The organism is Vibrio fujianensis, from assembly GCF_002749895.1.
GTDB lineage: Bacteria > Pseudomonadota > Gammaproteobacteria > Enterobacterales > Vibrionaceae > Vibrio > Vibrio fujianensis.
On sequence record NZ_NBUS01000038.1, the window covers coordinates 184,675 to 205,864 of the forward strand.

19 protein-coding genes and 1 pseudogene are annotated in these 21,190 nt (G+C 43.2%); 14 read left to right on the forward strand and 6 right to left on the reverse strand.

The annotated features are described in order from the left end of the window. The 3 genes from B7C60_RS17855 to B7C60_RS04735 all read left to right on the forward strand — a co-directional run. Positions 1 to 259 (forward strand): TSUP family transporter (locus B7C60_RS17855; RefSeq protein WP_245868549.1); only part of this gene is annotated, 259 nt, incomplete at its 5' end. 34 nt (positions 260 to 293) lie between these two features. After that, complete coding sequence (lgt, locus tag B7C60_RS04730) at positions 294 to 1,109, forward strand: prolipoprotein diacylglyceryl transferase (RefSeq protein WP_099610655.1); 816 nt, start codon at positions 294 to 296, stop codon at positions 1,107 to 1,109. 9 nt (positions 1,110 to 1,118) lie between these two features. Next, entirely contained in the window at positions 1,119 to 1,970 is an 852-nt protein-coding gene (locus B7C60_RS04735; RefSeq protein ID WP_099610656.1) for a thymidylate synthase, read from the forward strand. A gap of 157 nt (positions 1,971 to 2,127) precedes the next feature. Here the strand turns inward: B7C60_RS04735 and B7C60_RS04740 are convergent, their stop codons facing one another. Then, complete coding sequence (locus tag B7C60_RS04740; protein WP_099610657.1) at positions 2,128 to 3,276, reverse strand: Na/Pi symporter; 1,149 nt, start codon at positions 3,274 to 3,276, stop codon at positions 2,128 to 2,130. 358 nt (positions 3,277 to 3,634) lie between these two features. On the opposite strand from B7C60_RS04740, the gene nhaR reads away from it, so the two are divergent. After that, positions 3,635 to 4,525, forward strand: coding sequence for a transcriptional activator NhaR (gene nhaR / locus B7C60_RS04745; RefSeq protein WP_099610658.1), 891 nt, complete (start codon positions 3,635 to 3,637; stop codon positions 4,523 to 4,525). A 302-nt stretch (positions 4,526 to 4,827) separates the two neighbouring features. Beyond that, positions 4,828 to 5,124, forward strand: a complete 297-nt coding sequence (locus B7C60_RS04750) for an ArsR/SmtB family transcription factor (RefSeq protein WP_099610659.1) — start codon at positions 4,828 to 4,830, stop codon at positions 5,122 to 5,124. A 100-nt stretch (positions 5,125 to 5,224) separates the two neighbouring features. Here B7C60_RS04750 and rpsT read toward each other — a convergent pair whose 3' ends face one another. Continuing rightward, entirely contained in the window at positions 5,225 to 5,485 is a 261-nt protein-coding gene (gene rpsT / locus B7C60_RS04755) for a 30S ribosomal protein S20 (RefSeq protein WP_099610660.1), read from the reverse strand. Between the two features lie 348 nt (positions 5,486 to 5,833). Between rpsT and murJ the strand changes: the two genes are divergently transcribed. From murJ to ispH, 6 genes are all read left to right on the forward strand, one after another. Further along, entirely contained in the window at positions 5,834 to 7,402 is a 1,569-nt protein-coding gene (gene murJ, locus B7C60_RS04760; RefSeq protein ID WP_099610689.1) for a murein biosynthesis integral membrane protein MurJ, read from the forward strand. A 65-nt stretch (positions 7,403 to 7,467) separates the two neighbouring features. Continuing rightward, entirely contained in the window at positions 7,468 to 8,436 is a 969-nt protein-coding gene (gene ribF, locus B7C60_RS04765) for a bifunctional riboflavin kinase/FAD synthetase (protein WP_099610661.1), read from the forward strand. A gap of 30 nt (positions 8,437 to 8,466) precedes the next feature. Continuing rightward, positions 8,467 to 11,313, forward strand: a complete 2,847-nt coding sequence (gene ileS, locus B7C60_RS04770) for an isoleucine--tRNA ligase (RefSeq protein ID WP_099610662.1) — start codon at positions 8,467 to 8,469, stop codon at positions 11,311 to 11,313. Between the two features lie 15 nt (positions 11,314 to 11,328). After that, positions 11,329 to 11,829: a signal peptidase II gene (gene lspA / locus B7C60_RS04775; RefSeq protein WP_099610663.1), complete on the forward strand. Its 501-nt coding sequence runs from the start codon at positions 11,329 to 11,331 to the stop codon at positions 11,827 to 11,829. Between the two features lie 138 nt (positions 11,830 to 11,967). Beyond that, on the forward strand, positions 11,968 to 12,399 hold the full coding sequence (gene fkpB / locus B7C60_RS04780) for an FKBP-type peptidyl-prolyl cis-trans isomerase (RefSeq protein ID WP_099610664.1): 432 nt from the start codon (positions 11,968 to 11,970) through the stop codon (positions 12,397 to 12,399). A gap of 42 nt (positions 12,400 to 12,441) precedes the next feature. Continuing rightward, complete coding sequence (ispH, locus tag B7C60_RS04785) at positions 12,442 to 13,392, forward strand: 4-hydroxy-3-methylbut-2-enyl diphosphate reductase (RefSeq protein ID WP_099610665.1); 951 nt, start codon at positions 12,442 to 12,444, stop codon at positions 13,390 to 13,392. Between the two features lie 114 nt (positions 13,393 to 13,506). Here the strand turns inward: ispH and B7C60_RS04790 are convergent, their stop codons facing one another. After that, the gene (locus B7C60_RS04790; protein WP_099610666.1) at positions 13,507 to 14,994 is read right to left on the reverse strand and encodes a carbon starvation CstA family protein; all 1,488 of its coding nucleotides are present in this window, start codon (positions 14,992 to 14,994) and stop codon (positions 13,507 to 13,509) included. A 380-nt stretch (positions 14,995 to 15,374) separates the two neighbouring features. On the opposite strand from B7C60_RS04790, the gene B7C60_RS04795 reads away from it, so the two are divergent. Beyond that, positions 15,375 to 15,716, forward strand: a complete 342-nt coding sequence (locus tag B7C60_RS04795; RefSeq protein WP_099610667.1) for a DUF2799 domain-containing protein — start codon at positions 15,375 to 15,377, stop codon at positions 15,714 to 15,716. A gap of 111 nt (positions 15,717 to 15,827) precedes the next feature. On the opposite strand, the gene B7C60_RS04800 is transcribed toward B7C60_RS04795, so the two are convergent. Further along, on the reverse strand, positions 15,828 to 16,940 hold the full coding sequence (locus tag B7C60_RS04800) for an anhydro-N-acetylmuramic acid kinase (RefSeq protein ID WP_099610668.1): 1,113 nt from the start codon (positions 16,938 to 16,940) through the stop codon (positions 15,828 to 15,830). Between the two features lie 129 nt (positions 16,941 to 17,069). On the opposite strand from B7C60_RS04800, the gene nagZ reads away from it, so the two are divergent. Next, positions 17,070 to 18,059 (forward strand): beta-N-acetylhexosaminidase, encoded by a 990-nt coding sequence (gene nagZ, locus B7C60_RS04805; RefSeq protein ID WP_099610669.1) that lies wholly within the window; start codon positions 17,070 to 17,072, stop codon positions 18,057 to 18,059. A 24-nt stretch (positions 18,060 to 18,083) separates the two neighbouring features. On the opposite strand, the gene btsR is transcribed toward nagZ, so the two are convergent. Both btsR and B7C60_RS04815 read right to left on the reverse strand, forming a co-directional pair. Next, positions 18,084 to 18,803, reverse strand: a complete 720-nt coding sequence (gene btsR, locus B7C60_RS04810; protein WP_099610690.1) for a two-component system response regulator BtsR — start codon at positions 18,801 to 18,803, stop codon at positions 18,084 to 18,086. 9 nt (positions 18,804 to 18,812) lie between these two features. Beyond that, positions 18,813 to 20,489: a sensor histidine kinase gene (locus B7C60_RS04815; protein WP_099610670.1), complete on the reverse strand. Its 1,677-nt coding sequence runs from the start codon at positions 20,487 to 20,489 to the stop codon at positions 18,813 to 18,815. Positions 20,490 to 20,919: 430 nt separating this feature from the next. Between B7C60_RS04815 and B7C60_RS17860 the strand changes: the two are divergent. Then, positions 20,920 to 21,190: pseudogene (locus tag B7C60_RS17860) on the forward strand (3-deoxy-7-phosphoheptulonate synthase); the annotation flags it as partial.

Sequence of the window (21,190 nt, forward strand, 5' to 3'; positions counted from 1 at the left end):
GGGCTCGTCTGCGGTTTGTGGCTTAATGATTGCGATGTCAGGGATGCTGGGTTTTATTTTGCACGGCTATCATCTAGAAAATTTACCCGATTACAGTATTGGTTATGTTTACCTTCCCGCCTTATTAGCGATTGCTTCTACTTCGATGTTAACTACTCGTGTTGGTGCGAAATTAGCCACTCGGCTGCCAACGGCGACGTTGAAGCGTTTTTTTGCTATTTTCCTCATGTTTGTTGCGCTAACCATGTTGCTGCAATAATGTTTTTATTCTTAAAAATAAGAGAACGTCATTTATGTCTCAGGGATATTTAACTTTTCCGAACATCGATCCGGTGTTGTTTTCCATTGGCCCACTTTCTGTACGTTGGTATGGAATGATGTATTTATTTGGCTTTCTATTTGCCATGTGGCTGGCCAATCGCCGTGCTGATCAACCGGGCAGTGGTTGGACACGAGAGCAGGTTTCCGATCTGCTGTTTGCCGGTTTTTTGGGTGTGGTAATTGGTGGGCGAATTGGATATGTGCTGTTTTATAACCTTGATCTATTTTTAGCTGATCCACTATATCTCTTTAAAGTTTGGACCGGAGGAATGTCGTTTCATGGTGGCTTATTGGGGGTCATTTCGGCGATGTTCTGGTATGGGCGAAAACATCAGCGTACTTTTTTTGGGGTGGCGGATTTTGTTGCTCCCTTAGTTCCGTTCGGATTGGGTATGGGGCGGTTAGGTAATTTTATGAATTCCGAGCTTTGGGGCCGAGTGACCGACGTGCCGTGGGCATTTGTGTTCCCGAATGGCGGGCCACTGCCTCGTCATCCTTCCCAATTGTATGAGCTAGCATTAGAAGGGGTTATCCTATTTTTTATTCTAAATTGGTTTATCAAAAAACCACGCCCTCTAGGCTCAGTTTCTGGGTTATTTTTGATCGGATATGGTACATTTCGTTTCTTGGTTGAATTTGTTCGTGAGCCGGATGTACAACTTGGCTTGTTTGGTGACATCATCTCCATGGGGCAAATTCTTTCCACACCAATGATTATTATCGGTGGACTACTCATGTTTTGGGCGTATCAACGCCAAGTCTATCAAGATACACCTCAAAAGAAATAAGGGCTTGAAGTGAAGCAGTATTTAGACCTTTGCCAGCGAATTGTGGAACAAGGCGCTTGGGTTGAAAATGAACGTACCGGTAAGCGCTGTCTAACCGTCATTAATGCGGATTTAACTTATGATGTGGCCAATAATCAGTTTCCATTAGTCACGACACGTAAAAGTTTTTGGAAAGCCGCGGTGGCAGAATTACTTGGATATATTCGGGGTTACGATAATGCTGCTGATTTCCGTCGTTTAGGAACCAAAACGTGGGATGCGAATGCCAACTTAAACCATGACTGGTTGAATAATCCTTATCGAAAAGGTGAGGATGATATGGGGCGAGTTTATGGCGTCCAAGGTCGCGCTTGGGCGAAGCCTAATGGTGGACAGGTCGACCAACTGAGGAAGATTGTTGATGATTTGACCCATGGTGTTGATGACCGCGGAGAAATACTCAATTTTTATAATCCCGGTGAATTTGATATGGGCTGTTTGCGGCCTTGTATGTACAGCCATCATTTTTCTTTGCTGGGCGACACCTTGTACTTAAATAGCACTCAACGCTCCTGTGACGTACCGCTAGGTTTGAACTTTAACATGGTTCAAGTCTATGTGTTTCTTGCTTTAATGGCACAGATAACCGGTAAAAAACCCGGTCAGGCGTATCATAAAATTGTCAATGCGCATATCTATGAAGACCAATTGGCACTCATGCGTGATGTACAACTAAAGCGCGAACCCTTTGGCGCTGCTCGTTTTAACATTAATCCTGAAATTCGTTCACTGGAAGATTTAGAAACTTGGGTGACATTAGATGACTTTGAAGTCACGGGTTATCAGCATCACGATGCCATTCAATATCCCTTTTCAGTATAATGGTCGGGTTCTACTCGACGTTGCAGTGGTGTGATTGCATGCTTGTTACTCATTTTCTTTTTACCGATCAAATAGGTTAGATAATTTTTTGATGGGTGAACACGAAAAAGCCGCCGTTGCTATGATACGGCGGCTTTTTATTAACCTCATTCTTATATTAGGTGGTTAAACTAAGTATTGAGCCAGGTAACACAACGAAGACAGCCAGTAAATAGGCCGCTACCGAGGCTTTATTTTTAATCGCACAATCAGAAATCCAATCCGCTCCTTTGAGAGGAAGTTCTCGCAAGAATGGAATGCCAAAAATCAGTAGCGTTGCCATTAAGTTAAAGACTAAATGCACGAGCGCAATTTGCAGAGCAAAAACAGCAAATTCTCCTGATACGGCGGTAGCGGCGAGTAAGGCTGTGACACAAGTACCGATATTTGCCCCCAGAGTAAAAGGGTAAATATCGCGGACTTTGAGTACGCCTGAGCCGACTAAAGGAACGATGAGGGTAGTGGTTGTGGTAGACGATTGAACGAGTACTGTGACAATACTTCCAGAGGCGATGCCATGTAATGGGCCTCGGCCAATGGCTTTTTGCAAAATCTCTTTCGCTGGACCAACCATGAGTTTTTTCATGAGTTTTCCCATCGCTAAGATGGCAAAGAAAATAATTAGAATCCCGATCCCTATCATGCTGACTCCACCCCAAATGTTACCCAATGAAGTTAACTGGGACTGCAGAGCACTAATAATGGGCTTAGTAACAGGGCCAATAAAATCTAGCCCCTTGATGCTCATATTGCCTGTTGACATCAGAGGGGAGACTAACCAGTAGGCGATCTTTTCTAATATTCCGAACATCATTTCCAATGGCAGGAAAATCAGTACGGCGAGTAAGTTGAAAAAATCATGAATGGTTGCACTGGCGAAAGCGCGTTTAAATTCATCCTTGCAATGGGCATGTCCTAAACTGACCAGCGTATTGGTCACCGTTGTTCCAATATTCGCCCCCATCACCATGGGGATGGCGATTTCTACAGGTAAACCACCAGCCACTAATCCTACGATAATGGAAGTCACCGTACTCGATGATTGAATCAGAGCGGTAGCAACTAGCCCTATCATTAATCCGGCGACAGGGTGTGAAGCAAATGCAAAAAGAGCTTTTGCTTGCTCTCCAACGGACCATTTAAATCCACTCCCGACCATCGCAACGGCGAGTAATAGTAAGTACAACATAAAGGCCAAGTTTATCCAATGTAGCCAGCGAGCAGTTGCTTCGCTTGAATACCTTGTTGATATCGCTTGGTTTAACATGGGCTTCTCCATTGACCGAATGACAATCACAGGTCTGTTGTTGAATCTGTGCGTGATAGTAGAGTGGGAATATTGCATTAATATGACAGCGACATGATTCAGTGGTGATTTTGTTATCTCACCCGGTTTATTTTTATTTTTATTTTATCTTTTTGAATTTCATGGTTTTTTTGAGATAAGCAAGCGTATTTTTCTCTCAACTCTTTGGCTAGCAAATTTCAGCTATATGACAATTGGGGGGTTATTTTTCGTTTTAATCATTATTTTTGGTTTTATTTATCGGTTTTAACGAAGGGTTTGTGGTCTGTCGTGAGGTTTGTTATAACTAAAACCTCATTTTTATGCTGAAGCTTATCCTATGTCGCATCTCAACTATAATCACCTTTATTATTTCTGGATGGTGTGTAAACAAGGTTCAGTCACAAAAGCTGCTGAAGCTTTATTTCTAACGCCGCAAACGGTGACGGGACAAATCAAAGCATTGGAAGATAGGCTAGCCGGTAAATTGACAAAACGGAATGGTCGTAGTATCGAGCCGACCGAATTAGGCCAGTTAGTCTTTAAATATGCCGATCGCATGTTTGGCCTGAGTTATGAAATGCTGGATATCGTCAACTACAGCCAACGTTCTAATGTCCTATTTGATGTGGGAGTCGCTGATGCACTTTCTAAGCGCTTAGTGAGTAAGATATTGATGACGACTGTGCCAGAAGACAACCGAATTCACTTACGTTGCTTTGAGTCGACTCATGAATTACTCCTTGAACAGCTCTCACAGCATAAATTAGATATGATTCTTTCTGATTGTCCTGTCGATTCAAGTCAAAGCCCCGGTTTGTTTAGTAAAAAGCTAGGTGAAAGTCATATGGGGTTATTCGCCAGCAGCAAAGTCGATAAAAAAGATTATGCCGCGATTCTAGCTCATCGAAAATTATTGATACCGGGCAGCCGGACAGCCATGGGACGTAAAGTTCATCAATGGTTTGAACGGCAAGGATTACAGCCGAATGTGTTGGGTGAGTTTGATGATGCCGCATTGATGAAAGCGTTTGCCTTGTACCATCCTGATGTGATTTTTATGGCTCCTTTACTTTTGCGATCAGAAATGGAGCAAGAAGGAACGTTGCATTTAATTAGTCAAATTGAGGAAATAAAAGAAGAGTACTACGTGATTTTTGCTGAACGGATGATTCAACATCCGGCCGTAAAAAGTGTATGTGATGCAGATTTTCACCATTTCTTTGAATAAAAAGAAATGGTTTTGAGCACCGTAGATTCAAAACCTTGCTGCAAATTTGGTATATATTATTGTTAACAAATAGATTACTATCTGCCAGCTCGGGCGGCTGGATAAGGTGGTGTTTGTCGCTATACTAACTGCCCGATAAATTTAAGTGTCCCTCTGTAGCTGTTCACTTACTCCTCTAAGTGTATTGCCTGTGACGAAAAAGTTAGAGCAGTAAGGTGTGATTAACTCGCCTTGTGTTTGAGTCGGTCAAACAGTATGTGGGTATGGGGTAGCTTAAGTGGTGATCGAAAAGAGGCTTGCTCATGAACCTAGAACAAATGGAACAGAACTCCACACAAGCAGTGGCGTTATTAAAAGCCATGGCAAATGAGAGGCGGCTGCAAATTCTTTGCTTATTACACAATCAGGAACTTTCTGTTGGCGAGTTGTGTGGAAAGTTAGAGTTGAGCCAGTCGGCATTGTCACAGCACTTGGCTTGGCTAAGAAGGGATGGCTTAGTTGAAACGCGCAAAGAAGCGCAAACCGTGTTTTATACGTTAAGCAGTTATGAAGTAAAAGCGATGATTGAGCTGTTGCATCGTTTGTATTGTGCTCACTAATTAAGATATGTGGCAGTTTGTTTAGCTAAAAAGTATAAAAAATAGATAAATAAAAAACCGGCTTTAGCCGGTTTTTTTATCACTGAGAAATCTCACTCAATTATAGAGCTTTGATTGCTGCAGAGAAACGAGACTTGTGGCGAGCTGCTTTATTCTTATGAATAAGGCCTTTAGTTGCCATACGGTCAAGGATAGGTGTAACGACTGCTAGTGCAGCTGTTGCAGCTTCTTTGTCGCCAGCAGCAATTGCAGCAACAGTTTTTTTCATATAAGTGCGCATCATTGAACGACGGCTAGCATTGTGCTGACGACGTTTTTCAGATTGGATAGCGCGCTTCTTAGCAGATTTGTTATTTGCCAAGGGTCTAACTCCCAAAAACTTTAGTTCGGTGACAATTTAAGGGCCGGAAATATCCCTTATTTGCACTTAAATGTCAAATGATTTGTGCAAAAACCCGTCTAAACCAAACAAGTTTGGTATCACAAGGTCTTCACGGTTAAGATGGCGTGGATTCTAACAGTATTTTTTTACCAATGCTAATACTTATCCGGATCTTACGCTGACATTCTGCGACTTCATATCAGGAGATAATCACTAAGTTAATAAAGTGACTGAGGTTTATCGAGGATGAAACTTTGATTATGAGGTTTTCTGTTTCAGTATTGTCAGTCATTGGTCGAGTATTTTCGCTTATTTTTCGAGGTTACTGTGAGTAAACGCTTACTCAAGTCAGGCATTATTGTGAGTGCTATGACATTTATTTCCCGGGTTTTGGGATTAGTTCGTGATGTGGTGGTGGCAAACCTAATGGGAGCCGGAGCTAGCGCGGATGTGTTTTTTTTCGCTAACCGAATTCCTAATTTTTTACGCCGTTTATTTGCTGAGGGCGCGTTTTCTCAGGCTTTTGTTCCCGTATTAACGGAATATCACGCTTCTGGGGACAAAGAAAAAACCCGAGCATTGATTGCTAAAGTATCAGGAACCTTAGGTGTTTTAGTTACGGTGGTGACGCTGCTTGGTATTGTTTTTTCTGGTGTCGTAACAGCACTATTTGGTGCAGGTTGGTTTTTGGATTGGCTACATGGTGGGCCTGCCGCGGAAAAATTTGAGTTAGCCAGTTTATTGCTGAAAATGACTTTCCCTTACTTGTGGTTTATCACTTTTGTGGCTTTATCTGGGGCGATTCTCAATACGTTAGGCAAATTTGCGGTTTCTTCCTTTACGCCGGTTTTTCTTAACGTGATGATGATTTTATCAGCGTGGTATATTTCGCCCAATTTAGCCAAACCTGAAGTCGGGTTAGCCATCGGAGTCTTTTTAGGCGGTTTGGTGCAATTTTTATTTCAACTGCCTTTTTTAATTAAAGCTGGCATGCTGGTTAAGCCCCAATGGGGCTGGCGAGATCCTGGCGTAGTGAAAATTCGCACCTTGATGATCCCCGCTTTGTTTGGTGTTTCTGTCAGTCAGATTAACCTGTTATTTGACTCTTTTGTTGCCAGTTTTTTGCAAACGGGCTCGATCAGTTGGCTCTATTACTCTGATCGTTTATTAGAATTTCCGCTAGGCTTGTTTGGCATTGCTATCGCAACGGTTATTTTACCCGCGTTGTCTCGTAACCATGTTGATGCCGAGCAAGCTGGGTTTGCGAAAACCATGGATTGGGGGGTTCGCATGGTGATTTTGCTCGGAATTCCGGCGATGCTTGGTTTAATGGTGTTAGCTAAGCCGATGCTGATGGTGCTCTTCATGCGTGGCGAATTCACCGCGAGTGATGTACAGCAAGCTTCGTTATCTTTATTGGCTTATTCTGCAGGTTTACTGAATTTTATGCTGATTAAGGTGTTAGCTCCTGGCTATTACTCTCGGCAAGATACCAAAACACCAGTCCGTTATGGCATTATCGCGATGTTAAGTAATATTGTTTTTAATGCGATTTTTGCTTGGTTTTATGGGTATGTCGGACTCGCAGCAGCTACAGCACTTTCTGCCTTTATTAATATGGCTCTTTTATATCGAGGCTTGCATCGCCAAGGTGTGTATCGAGTGAGTCGTCAAACGGTGTTATTTGTCATTCGTCTGCTTTTTGCTGGCGTAGTGATGGTGACTGCCATCTATTGGCAGTTGGATACGATGTCAGTTTGGTTAACGTGGGGACTTCCACAACGAATACTCACTTTAACGGGGCTAATTGTCTTTGGTGCATTAGCATATCTTCTTAGTGCTCTCGTGTTTGGCACTCGATTAAAAGACCTAAAAGCAGCGACAGAAGAGGGATAGTTAAGGTATAATCCGCCAGTTTTACACCCATATAATTGAGAACAATAGGTTTTAAGCGTATTGCAATGGAATTGATCCGCGGTATTCATAACATTAAGCCTCATCATTACGGTTGTGTTTTAACCATCGGTAATTTCGATGGAGTACACTTGGGGCATCAAAAGGTATTAAGTCAGGTCTCTAAGCAAGCGAAGTACTTGAATTTGCCCTCAGTGGTGATGACGTTTGAACCGCAACCGATGGAGCTTTTTCTAAAGGAGCGTGCGCCTGCTCGGTTAACCCGTTTGAGAGATAAATTTGTTCAATTGGGGAAATTAGAGCTTGATCGCTTGTTGTGTGTCAATTTTAATCATCATTTTGCCAATTTAGATGCTCAGGCGTTTATTCGTGACTTGTTGGTCACCCAATTGGGTGTTAAGTTTCTGGTAGTAGGAGATGACTTTCGTTTCGGGCAAGGCCGTAAGGGCGATTTTGCTATGCTGCGTCAAGCTGGAAAAGAGTACGGCTTTGAGGTGGTGAATACACACAGTTTTTGTGTTGAACAAGCACGAGTCAGTAGTACCTTGATAAGGGAAGCGCTTGCCGCCGATGAACTTCCTCTCGCTGCTAGTATGCTGGGAAGAAATTACAGTATTAGTGGGCGAGTTTCTCACGGTCGAAAATTAGGCCGTACCATCGGTTTCCCGACTGCAAATATCCCACTAAAACGATGTGTTTCTCCGGTTTCCGGTGTCTATGTGGTGCAAGCATATGGCTTGGGAGAATGCCCGATTGGTGGTGTGGCAAATGTTGGTCAACGGCCGACAGTGAATGGAGTTCGCCAGCAATTGGAAGTGCATTTATTCAACTTTCAAGGCAACTTGTATGGAAAACAGCTCGAAGTCGCGTTGTTACATAAGTTACGCGATGAACGTAAGTTTGAGTCATTTGAGGTACTCAAGCAACAAATTGAATTGGATGCTGAGGCTGCTAGGGTGTGGCTGCGTCAGCTTTACAGTGAGTCGGTTGATTCCACCGATGCACATAATGTCTAACTTCGCCCAATAGAACGGAATTAAGAATCGATGAGTGAATATAAAGATACCCTGAACTTACCTGCAACAGGGTTTCCAATGCGTGGCGATCTGGCTAAACGTGAGCCAGAAATGCTAAAACGTTGGTATAAAGAAGATCTATACGGAGCAATCCGTCAAGCTAAAAAAGGCAAAAAATCATTCGTACTGCACGATGGCCCTCCTTATGCCAATGGGGATATCCACATTGGTCACGCACTCAATAAGATTCTTAAAGACATTATCATTAAATCCAAAACGCTATCAGGTTTTGATGCCCCTTATATTCCCGGTTGGGATTGTCATGGTTTACCGATTGAATTGATGGTTGAGAAAAAAGTCGGCAAACCGGGTCAAAAAGTGACTGCGGCGGAGTTTCGTGAAAAGTGCCGTGAGTATGCCGCAGGACAAGTGGAAGGCCAGAAAGAAAGCTTTAAGCGACTCGGTGTTTTGGGCGAGTGGGATAAACCTTATCGCACTATGGATTTTGCAACCGAAGCGAACATTATTCGTGCCCTCGGGAAAATCGCTGATAACGGCCACTTACTCAAAGGCTTTAAACCGGTGCACTGGTGTACTGATTGTGGTTCGGCGCTGGCTGAAGCAGAGGTGGAATATAAAAATAAAGTTTCTCCGTCTATTGATGTGCGCTTTAAAGCCGTTGATCCCGAAGCGGTGCTCAGTAAATTTAACTTAGCGCAAGATCATGCTGGACAAGGTGAACTATCCATTGTTATTTGGACCACTACACCTTGGACCTTACCTGCAAACCGTGCCGTTTGCTTGCGTGACGATCTTGAATATGTGTTGATCCAAGTTGAAGGTGAAAAGGCTGAACGCATCATTGTTGCTGTAGAGCTGGCCAAAGAGGTCATGGATCGTGCGGGTATTGAACATTTCCATAATCTTGGTTTTGCGAAAGGTGCCGATCTTGAACTAACTCAATACCAACATCCGTTCTACGATTTTACTGTGCCTGCCATTTTAGGTGATCATGTCACCACAGAATCAGGGACAGGGGTGGTACATACTGCTCCTGGCCATGGTCAAGAAGATTTTGCGGTTGGGCAAAAATATGGTTTGGAAGTCGCTAACCCTGTCGGTTCTAACGGTGTTTATCTGCCCGATACAGAACTGTTTGCCGGTCAGCATGTATTCAAAGCCAATGATGCAGTGGTTGAGGTTCTAAAAGAACGAGGCGCGCTGTTACATCACCATGCTTATGAGCATAGTTATCCACACTGCTGGCGTCATAAAACCCCTATCATCTTCCGTGCTACTCCACAGTGGTTTGTGTCGATGGATCAAGCCGGATTACGTGAACAAGCGCTCAGTGAAATTAAAGGCGTGAAATGGATGCCGGACTGGGGTCAAAGCCGAATTGAAGGTATGGTTGAAGGTCGTCCTGAGTGGTGTATTTCCCGTCAACGGACATGGGGCGTACCGATTGCACTATTTGTTCATAAAGAGACAGCCGAGCTGCATCCTGAGTCACCAGCACTGATTGAAAAAGTCGCGCAGTTGGTTGAACAAAAAGGCATTCAAGCATGGTGGGATCTCGATACAACAGAGATCTTAGGTAGCGATGCTGAGCAATACGAAAAAGTGCTCGATACGCTAGATGTTTGGTTTGATTCCGGCGTCACTCACTATGCGGTTGTAGACAATCGATCAGAATTTCACGGTGCTCAAGCCGATATGTATTTAGAAGGCTCTGATCAACATCGTGGCTGGTTCCAATCTTCGCTGATTTCATCGGTCGCCATGAAAGGTAAAGCACCTTATAAAGAGGTCTTGACTCACGGTTTTGTGGTGGATGGACAAGGACGAAAAATGTCGAAGTCGATTGGCAACGTGGTTGCGCCGAAAGATGTGACCAATAAATTAGGTGCCGATATTTTACGTTTGTGGGTTGCTTCAACCGATTATACCGGCGAAGTGGCCGTTTCCGACGAAATTTTAAAACGCAGTGCGGACGCCTATCGTCGTATTCGTAATACCGCTCGTTTCTTCTTAGCGAACTTGAATGGATTTAACCCAGCGACAGATATGGTACCCGCTGAACAAATGGTGGCTTTGGATCGTTGGGCGGTTGCAAGGGCTTTAGCTGCGCAACAGGAAATTATTAAAGCGTATGAAGAATACAACACTCACGCGGTAGTTCAGCGCTTGATGCACTTTTGTTCTATTGAAATGGGTTCTTTCTATCTCGATGTGATCAAAGACCGTCAATATACTGCGAAGCGTGGGGGGCATGCACAACGTAGTTGTCAAACCGCACTTTATTATATTGTTGAAGCGTTAGTGCGTTGGATGGCACCGATCATGTCATTTACCGCCGATGAAATTTGGAACGCAATGCCACAGTTACAAGCGAATGGTGAAAAACGCAGCTCATTTGTTTTTGTCAGCGAGTGGTATCAAGACTTGTTTGCTTTAGATGAAAATGAACCGCTCTGCAGTGCATTTTGGAGTGATATCCAAGAAGTCCGTGGTGCAGTGAATAAATTGTTGGAAAATGCCCGTAGTGAAAAAATCATTGGTGGTTCGCTACAAGCAGAAGTGACTCTCTTTGCCAAGCCTTCATTAGCGGAAAAACTCAATAAACTCCATGACGAGTTACGGTTTGTGCTGTTGACCTCTAAAGCCACAGTAAAAGCACTAGAAGAGCAGACTGATGCGGCCCAAGCGACTGAGATTGATGGCTTGTTCGTACAAGTGAGCAAAATCGACGCTGAGAAGTGTGAACGTTGCTGGCACTATACTGCTGATGTAGGCACAATTTCAGGCCATGAAACCATTTGTGGTCGCTGTGTGTCTAACGTGGAAGGTGAAGGCGAGCAGCGTCAGTTTGCTTAATTTCAAGGCGAGAGTATGACTCAAAAAGCATTTTCATTAAAACAATCAGGAGTGCGTTGGCTATGGCTAGCGCTGCTCATTTTCTTGGCAGACATTGGCATTAAACTGCTAGTCATGAAGGAAATGGGCTATGGGTGGGCTAACCGAATTGAAGTTCTCCCGTTCTTTAATTTGCTTTACGTTCACAACTACGGTGCCGCGTTTAGTTTTTTGAGTGATCAAGCCGGTTGGCAGCGTTGGTTCTTTAGCGGCATCGCGGTGATCGTGGTAGGATTATTAGCCTATTGGATGCGCCGTTTACCTGCCACAGAAAAATGGAACAATATTGCTTATGCGTTGATCATTGGTGGCGCAGTGGGCAATGTGTTTGACCGAGTGGTACACGGTTTTGTGGTCGATTATCTCGATTTCTATTGGGGAACTTACCATTGGCCTGCTTTTAATTTAGCCGATAGTACCATCTGCCTTGGTGCGGCCATGATTGTATTGGATAGCTTTCGTGGTAAAAAGCATTAAGTTTGCTGAATATTAATCGAATAACCTTAAGCGTCGTCCGTTGATTCGGTCGGCGCTTTTTGTTAGAAAGGCGTTGTATAATAAATAAAATAGACAAGCGATTCAGTCTTTGTCTCCTTTTTGTGAAGGAAGCCTAACGTGACAACCATTACCCATAACTCAGCAGTCACTCTGCATTTTTCCATTAAATTGAAAAACGGCTCTGTAGCCGATAGTACCCATAATATAGGTAAGCCAGCAAAACTTATCATCGGCGATGGTAGTTTAAGCGATAACTTTGAACACTGTTTGTTAGGAATGAAAGCGGGGGAGCAGAAAGCAATAGCCTTGTCTGCACCAGATGCTTTTGGTTTGCCCAATCCTGATCTTATCCACTATATGGACAGAGCAAAATTTGTCGGTGATAACGAGGTGGATGTTGGCACGATAATGGCTTTTAGTGGCCCAGATGGTGTGGAAATTCCTGGCATCATTACTGAGATAGCAGGCGACTCTGTCACGGTTGACTTTAACCATCCACTGGCTGGACAAGATGTGATATTTGATGTCGATATTATCTCGGTCGATTAGTGTTCTTCCCTTAATTAGATTTTTTAACTCATGAGCAATAACATGAAAATATTGTTAGCGAATCCTCGTGGCTTTTGTGCCGGAGTTGATCGCGCCATCAGCATCGTCGAACGAGCATTAGAGCTATACCAGCCGCCAATTTATGTACGCCATGAAGTGGTGCATAACCGTTTTGTTGTTGAAGGCTTAAAACAGCGGGGAGCGGTGTTTGTTGAGGAATTAAATGAAGTTCCTGATGATAACATTGTTATTTTTTCTGCCCATGGTGTTTCTCAACAGGTGCGTCAAGAAGCCAAAGAACGGGCATTAACGGTTTTTGATGCGACTTGTCCTTTAGTCACCAAAGTTCACATGGAAGTCTCTCGTGCCAGTCGTCGTCACATGGAAGTTGTATTGATTGGCCATGCAGGACATCCGGAAGTTGAAGGGACGATGGGGCAATATGCGAGTGACCAAGGGGGAATGTATCTGGTCGAAAAACCCGATGATGTTCTTGAACTGCTCACAAAAGTTAAAGATCCGACTCATCTACACTATGTTAGTCAGACGACGTTATCTGTCGATGAAACGGCGGAAGTGATTGATAAATTACGTGAAGTTTTTCCAGAGATTCAAGGGCCGCGTAAAGATGATATTTGCTATGCGACGCAGAATCGTCAGGATGCGGTTCGAATGCTTGCTCAACAAGTTGATATGATGATCGTTGTCGGCTCGAAAAACTCATCGAATTCAACCCGACTAAAAGAATTAGCAGAAAAACTCGGTACTCCAAGCTATCTGACTGACTGTCCAGAAGATATTCAACCACAGTGGTTTAATGGCATTAGCACGGTCGGCGTGACAGCGGGAGCTTCTGCACCGGAGGCATTAGTCGATCAAATTCTTGATCGTATTCGACAATTAGGGGCGACACAAATTGAAGAAGTACTTGGTCGTGAAGAAAATATGTTTTTTGAAGTACCTAAAGAACTGCAAATTAAACAGATCAGTTAATTTACAACGGCCGTTGTACTGAAAAATCACGTGGGAGCGACAGGCCTGCCCTCGAAGTATTGTGGAAAACCCCTCCGGCTATACCCGAGGGGTTTTGAGTATCAAAAAGGTCAATTAAGCGGTTTTAATCGTTTTTTTCTCAACTTCTTGTTGCTCAGCAAGATCAATTTCCCCTTTACCTTTCGAGATTCGTATGACATAGAACATAATCATCAGTGAGGATGTTATCCCTAAAATGGTTGACAACTGCATGGGTAAACCAAAACCAAGGGCATGATTGCTGAGGATGAAAGTGATACAAACCGTGGTCATAAATAGTGCTGGAACTGTGGTAATCCAGTGTAGTTTATTATGACGGAGTAGATACGCTGAGGCAGTCCAGAGCATCATGACGGCAGTTGCTTGGTTAGCAAAGCCGAAGTAGCGCCAAATAATACCGAAGTCGACTTGAGTTAATACGGCACCTAGTATGAAAAGAGGCAGTGCCATCATGAGTCGATTACGTAATGATTTTTGCTCCATATTAAAATACTCGGCTAAAATTAATCGGCTAGAGCGAAAGGCTGTATCGCCAGAAGTGATAGGCAGAATGACCACGCCAAGGAAGGCAAGAATACCGCCAAACACCCCCAACAAACCAAATGAAGCACCATAGACGACATTACCTGGCCCTCCATTGGCGACCGCATCAGAAAGTGAGTCTAATGAACCAAAAAACGATAGTGCGACGGTACACCAAATTAATGCAATAATACCTTCACCAATCATTGCACCATAAAACACAAAGCGTCCATTTTTCTCATTTTCCATACAGCGAGCCATTAATGGTGATTGCGTAGCGTGGAAGCCAGAAATCGCACCGCAAGCAATGGTAATGAACAGCGCTGGCCATAATGGCATATCATTGGGGTTAAGATTGGCAAACATATCACTGACTTCAAATCCCCCAAGTACTTGATGCTCACTAGAAAAAGCAATGGCAGTCATCAATCCAACGGACATAAAAATCAACAATGCCCCAAATAGCGGATAAAAACGACCAATGATTTTATCGACAGGCACAATGGTGGCAATAATGTAATAAGCAAAGATAATAACAACCATGCTGGTCATGCTAACGGTAAAGTCTGTTTGTGAATTAATTAGATTAGTAATCATTCCAGCAGGAGCTGAAACAAAGACCACGCCGACTAATAGCAACAAGACAATAGCAAAAATGTTCATAAAATGTTTCGCGCCATTGCCTAAGTAGCGACCGGTAATACTCGGTACAGAAGCACCGCCATTACGTACTGACAGCATGCCTGAGAAATAGTCATGCGTTGCTCCGGCAAAAATACAGCCGACGACAATCCACAACATAGCGGCAGGGCCATACAATGCCCCCATAATTGGCCCAAAGATTGGGCCAACGCCAGCGATATTCAGCAGTTGTACAAGGTAAACTTTAGGGGTCGACATGGCGACATAGTCAACGCCATCGGCTTTACTATGAGCGGGTGTTTGGCGTTGTTCATTAATACCAAAAATCTTCTCTACCACGGTGCCATAGAGAAAGTATCCACCAATTAAGGCTGCAACACAGGTTAGAAACCACAACATGATCAGTATCCTTTATATTTGTATGATGCGTAGGGGCTTATCGTTCAATTGAGCGTGATATCCTTGTAACTTAAAGGGCTAACGGTTTGACTACGTCAGTTTATTCCGTGCGTATCGTGTACCGATGCTTATCGGCTGACTTACTTTCCGCGAATCTGCCACTCCAAGTTATTTGGGTATATACTCAAAGCGCTAACGTTTTTTTAATGGATTAAAGTGTCTTTAATGGCGCTGATAATAAATGATTTATCGCAGAGGCTCATGCCTTACTCTGGCGAGTGGTCGTATAAAAAATTAAGAGGCATTTAAGTTTGCTGAGTGGTTTTTAATAAAACGTTAATATTGTTATTTTGGATATTCTATCAAGTAAAAGGTTAATAATGAGTAGAGTAATCGTGGTTGGCATCGTTTTAGGGTTTATGGGCTGTGTGGCTAGCGAAAATGATTTGGCCGAGCAGGGTAACTGGCATCAAATTGGTTACAATGATGGGGTTGCTGGTAATACGCCTCGTTCTTATCAAGCGTTGTCTGAGGTAGGGCCGGTTAAGCATAATGATTATGAAAAAGGTTATCTTGAAGGAATTACTGAGTATTGTAATCCTAACTTCGCTTATCAAATGGGAGTCAATGGGCAATATTATGAAGGGGTGTGTGAAGGCACGGAACAAGCTCAAAAATTTAGAATGGAATGGCAACGTGGTTGGAATGAGTATAATCGTTGATGCCGATCAGCATTATTGTTTCACCTTCACCGGCATTGATGAGGTTTGATGAAGATAGAACGAGAGTATGGTGATAGCAGTATCATGCTGCCACTTTATTAGCTGACCACCTCATTTTGCTGGGTAAATGACCCCTAAAGACGCGAGCTGTTTCGCCCCAGTCACTTCAGGTAAGTTGCTGGGTAAACCATGAACTCTTCGCTGCGCTAACCAAGCAAAAGCCATTGCTTCCATATAGTCACCATTGACGCCTTTACTGTCAGTCGAAGCCACATGCCATGTTGGGAGGTGAGTTTGCAAACAATCCATCAAGAGGCCATTTTGAGCGCCTCCGCCACACACCAATAGTTGTGGTGTCGAGCCTTGAGCATAACGGCTAACCTCATCGGTAATGGTCTGTACGGTCAATTCACATAATGTCCGCTGTACATCGGGGGCACTCAATGAATGATTGGCCAGATGAACCTCCAACCACGGTAAGTTAAAATATTCTCGCCCAGTACTTTTTGGTGCTGGGCGAAGGAAGTAAGGATCTTGCTTTAATGCGTGCAGTAAAGAGAGATTAAGATGTCCTTGGCGTGCCCAAGCACCATTTTTATCATAAGGCTGGTGTCTATGTCGCTGGCACCAAGCATCCATCAGTGTATTTCCAGGTCCGGTATCGTAACCTAAGACGTTTTTATCGGGGAATAAAACGGAGATATTGGCAATCCCTCCAATATTGAGCACTACAATGGTTGACTCTGTGACATTAAATACCGTGCGATGAAAAGCAGGCACTAACGGAGCCCCTTGACCGCCTAAGGCCATATCTTTACGACGAAAATCAGCAATAGTGGTGATTCCGGTTCGAGCGGCCACAATATTGGCATCTCCTAATTGCAGGGTAAAAGGAGACTCTCCATCGGGCTGGTGAAACACGGTCTGGCCATGATTTCCGATCGCGGTGATCTGTTCTGCGCGATAACCGCTTTTTAGCAATAATTGCTCGACAGCATCGGCATAGAGGTGGCCGAGGTGATGATCTAACTGTCCAATTTCTGGTAGATGGGTCGCTTGACCGAGGCAAATATTAAGTAACCGCTGTTTGATCTTCTCTGGCATAGCGAGACAATCGTGTGCCAGTAATTCGATATGATGTTCGCTTAACGCCACCAAGGCAGTATCAATGCCATCCAGACTAGTTCCAGACATAATGCCAATATAGAGTTCACGTTCAGTCATGCTTTTATCCCATGCATCTTGGGTGGGTTAGGTGATGAAACGTTATTGTAATGGAAAAACAAACTGAATAACTTCATCGGCTGTGATAATTTTTACTTTCACCTCTTTACTATTTAATAAGGGACAAATATGGGACCGTTATGGCTTGATGTCGAAGGCTGTGAATTAACCGCTGAAGATCGTGAAATTTTGGCACACCCAACCGTTGGTGGTGTGATTTTATTTGCTAGAAACTATCACGATAATTCGCAGTTGTTGGCGTTGAATAAAGCGATTCGTCAAGCGGCAAAACGTCCGATTTTGATTGGCGTAGATCAGGAAGGGGGAAGGGTTCAGCGTTTTCGTGATGGTTTTAGCCTAATTCCGGCTGCGCAATATTATGCTCAATGTCAAAATGGAGAAGCCTTAGCAGAACTCGGTGGATGGCTAATGGCTGCTGAGCTGATTGCCCATGATATTGATCTTAGTTTTGCCCCTGTGTTGGATAAGGGATTTGACTGCCGAGCTATTGGTAGTCGCGCATTCGGTCAAGATATTCAAACGGTACTTACCTATAGCCGTGCTTATATGCATGGGATGAAATCGGTGGGTATGGCCACAACCGGTAAGCATTTTCCTGGACATGGTGCGGTGCTGGCCGACTCTCATCTAGAAACGCCTTATGATCAACGTGATTCGATTGATGACGATATGGCTATTTTTAAAGCGCAAATTGATGAGGGAATATTGGATGCTATCATGCCAGCCCATGTGATTTATCCTTATTATGATTCGCAGCCTGCTAGTGGTTCCGCCTATTGGTTAAAGCAGAAATTACGTCAGGAATTAGGCTTTAAAGGGATTGTTTTTTCTGACGATTTAAGTATGGAAGGCGCTGCGATGATGGGGGGGGCCGCACAAAGAGCGCAGCAGGCGTTAGCCGCTGGATGCGATATGATTTTAATGTGCAATAAACGTGAGTCTGCTGTGACAGTGTTAGATAACCTACCTATCACAGAGGTAGCACAAGCGCATACTCTTCTTAAAAAACAATCATTTAGCTACCGAGAGTTACAATCACTAACCAAATGGCAACAAGCCAGAGTCACCATGCAGCGTCTTGTTGAGCAATATGTTTAAATTAAGGCGTGTTAGCGCCTTTATTCAGGAGTAAAAGCCCAGTTTTTCTTTTAACTCTTTTAAATAACGTCGGCTCACGGGCACTGAGTGTTCACTTGAAGTGATAATTTCAGCTAATCCATTTTCCAATAATTTGATCTCCTTGAGCGCTTTTAGGTTGATCAGATATTGACGATGACAGCGAAGTAATGGCGTTTTTTCTTCCAAGATCTTGAGTGTTAACTGACTGGTTGCTCGTTGCTGAGCAGTTTGAACGTGTACTCCGCAGAGATCACTAAAGGCAAATTCTACCGCCTGAGTTGGAATGATCATGATTCGATTAAGGCCAATGCAAGGGATATGATCAAGCTGGTGAGGTGCTAATAACGTGTAATCTTGTGTTTTAGTTAGATTACGCTGTAAGCGTTGGATGGTTTTATTCAAGCGAGCGGGATCGACGGGCTTTAGTAAGTAATCAAAAGCATTCTCTTCAAAAGCTTGTAATGCGTATTGATCATAAGCAGTGACAAATACCACTTTGGGCATAGTGTCAGGATCGAGCATACCGAGCAGCTCAATACCCGTAATCTGTGGCATTTGTATATCAAGGAACACGACATCGGGTTTGAGTTGATGAATTTTTTTTAGTCCTTCAATCGCATTGTTAGCTTCACCAATGACTTTTATCTTGCCACTTTCGTCTAATAATTCTACGAGTTCTTCACGAGCAAAGCGTTCGTCATCAATGACTAATGCAGAGAGCATACTCATATTTTAGTAACTTCCTTTGTGTGGGATGAGAAAGCTCATCCGAGTATATTGGTTGGGTTCAACAGCCACGTTAAGTGATGACGCATTACCAAATTTATAGGTTAAGCGTTTAGCCACAATTTGCATTCCAAGGCCATCATGATCTTGTTTTGGCGTTTGATAGCTTCCGGCATTATCTTCCACAACAATGCGATCGCCCCCTTCTTCTGGTTGGCTATAGATGCGTATTTTTCCTCCTTCAAATAGGTTTGAGGTCCCGTGTTTGATTGCATTTTCAACCAAAGGTTGCAGAGTAAAGCTGGGAACGTTGCGTTCGAGCAGTTTTGCATGGATGTCAATTTCAACGTCAAGGCGATCACTAAAACGTGCTTTTTCAATGGTTAGATAAGCATTCACATGGGCTAGTTCTTCTTTTAAAGTAACCGTTCCAATATTCTGCTTTAAGTTACTGCGGAAAAATTGTGAGAGATGTTGAATAAGTTCTCGCGCTTTGGTTGGATCCCGACGGATCACGGCGTTTATCGTATTTAATGCATTAAATAGAAAATGCGGGTTTACTTGGGCTTGAAGTAGCTTGATCTCTGCGCGCGATAAGAGGATCTGCTTTTCTTGATATTCGCCATAAAGAATTTGACTAGAAAGAAGTTGGGCAATCCCTTGTGCCATTGACATATTAATGGTTGAAAACAGTTTACGCTTAGGTTCGTATAATTTAATCGTACCAATGACTCGATCGCCAGCTCGGAGTGGAATTATGAGCGCTGATCCCAGTTTACAAGTGGCGGACAACGAACATTGATAAGGGTGCTCTTTACCATCAAGGTAAATAATATCATTCCGCATGATGGCATCGAGCGTACTTTGCGAGGAGATTGGGGTGTTCGGTTTATGGTGATCATCACCAATGCCGACGAAAGCGAGAATTTTTTCTCTATCGGTAATCGCGACGGCACCAACATTGGTTTGTTCGTAGACAATTCTGGCTATTTTCTCAGCATTATTGGGGTTAAAACCTGCGGCAAGAATCCCAACCGACCGTTCTGCAATATTCAGTGCTCTGCGCGAGAAGGTAGCAGAATATTCTTCAAAAATGGTTTTTTTATCTTGTAGGATACTCATAAACAGAGCAGCACCTAAAGAGTTAGCGATGATCATCGGAATCGCAATCGCCGAGACTAGTGCGTAGGCTTCAGCGAATGGCTTGGCTATTAATAAAATTAATAGCATTTGCACCAGTTCGGCAATCAACGTAATCGTAAAGACTGCACGGGTATTGAACAGTTGTTGGCGCTTTCCCTTTTTAATCATGTATAAATGAAATAACCCACCAATTAAACCTTCAGCGGTTGTTGAAACGGCACAAGCAAGATCAGTAAAACCACCGAGGGTATAGCGATGCATTCCGCCGGTAAACCCGACAGCAAAGCCAACCACTGGCCCACCAAATACACCTCCCATAACCGCGCCAATTGCTCGTGTATTGGCAATCGCATCATTGATTTGTAAACCTAAATAGGTGCCTAAAATACAAAATAAGGAAAATAATACATAGACGCTCAATTTATGTGATAAATGGCTGGATATATTGAGGATAGGGAGAAATAACGGGGTTTTACTCAGCATATAAGCCAATACAAAGTAAACACACATTTGTTGTAGTAGAGAAAGAACCAATTCCATAAACAGCCTAATTTATCTATCACAGAGAAAATGCCTTATTCTAAGTAAGTTTTGCTGAATAAAACATGTTTGTTTATACCCTTTCTATTTGAATCTGCAGGGATGTTAACTACAGCCGTTCACTCCAATCACATAGTTAGCCGATGTTCATGGTGATGATGAGAGCCATCCGTGGCGCTCACCAAAGGCCAGCCGACGGCTGTTCAAATTTGTTCCAGACAAATTTGTCACTCATTTGCCGCCGACCTGCAACGCCAAGTTGTTTGGGTATAGGGGATAACAACGACAAATACCAAATGTATAATAATATTTACACTTAATGTTTTTTTAAATTTACACTTGCATTAGAAATAAAGCCTGTTAAGTTAATACCTATTCAGATTTAACCATCAAAGATAGAATGGTGTAAACAATATATTACAGGTGTGGTATGAAAAAAAGTGACTTGAGTGATATTAATATTATTGATGAACAGGTTTTAATAACACCTGACGCATTAAAAGAAAAATTACCACTGAGTGATAAGGCTCGTCAGTTTATTCGTCAATCTCGGCAAACGATTGCGGATATCATTCATAAACGCGATCATCGTTTACTGATTGTGTGCGGCCCTTGCTCTATCCATGATATTGAAGCTGCCAAAGAATATGCGACAAAGCTGAAAGCATTATCTGAGCAGTTGAGTGACCAACTGTATATTG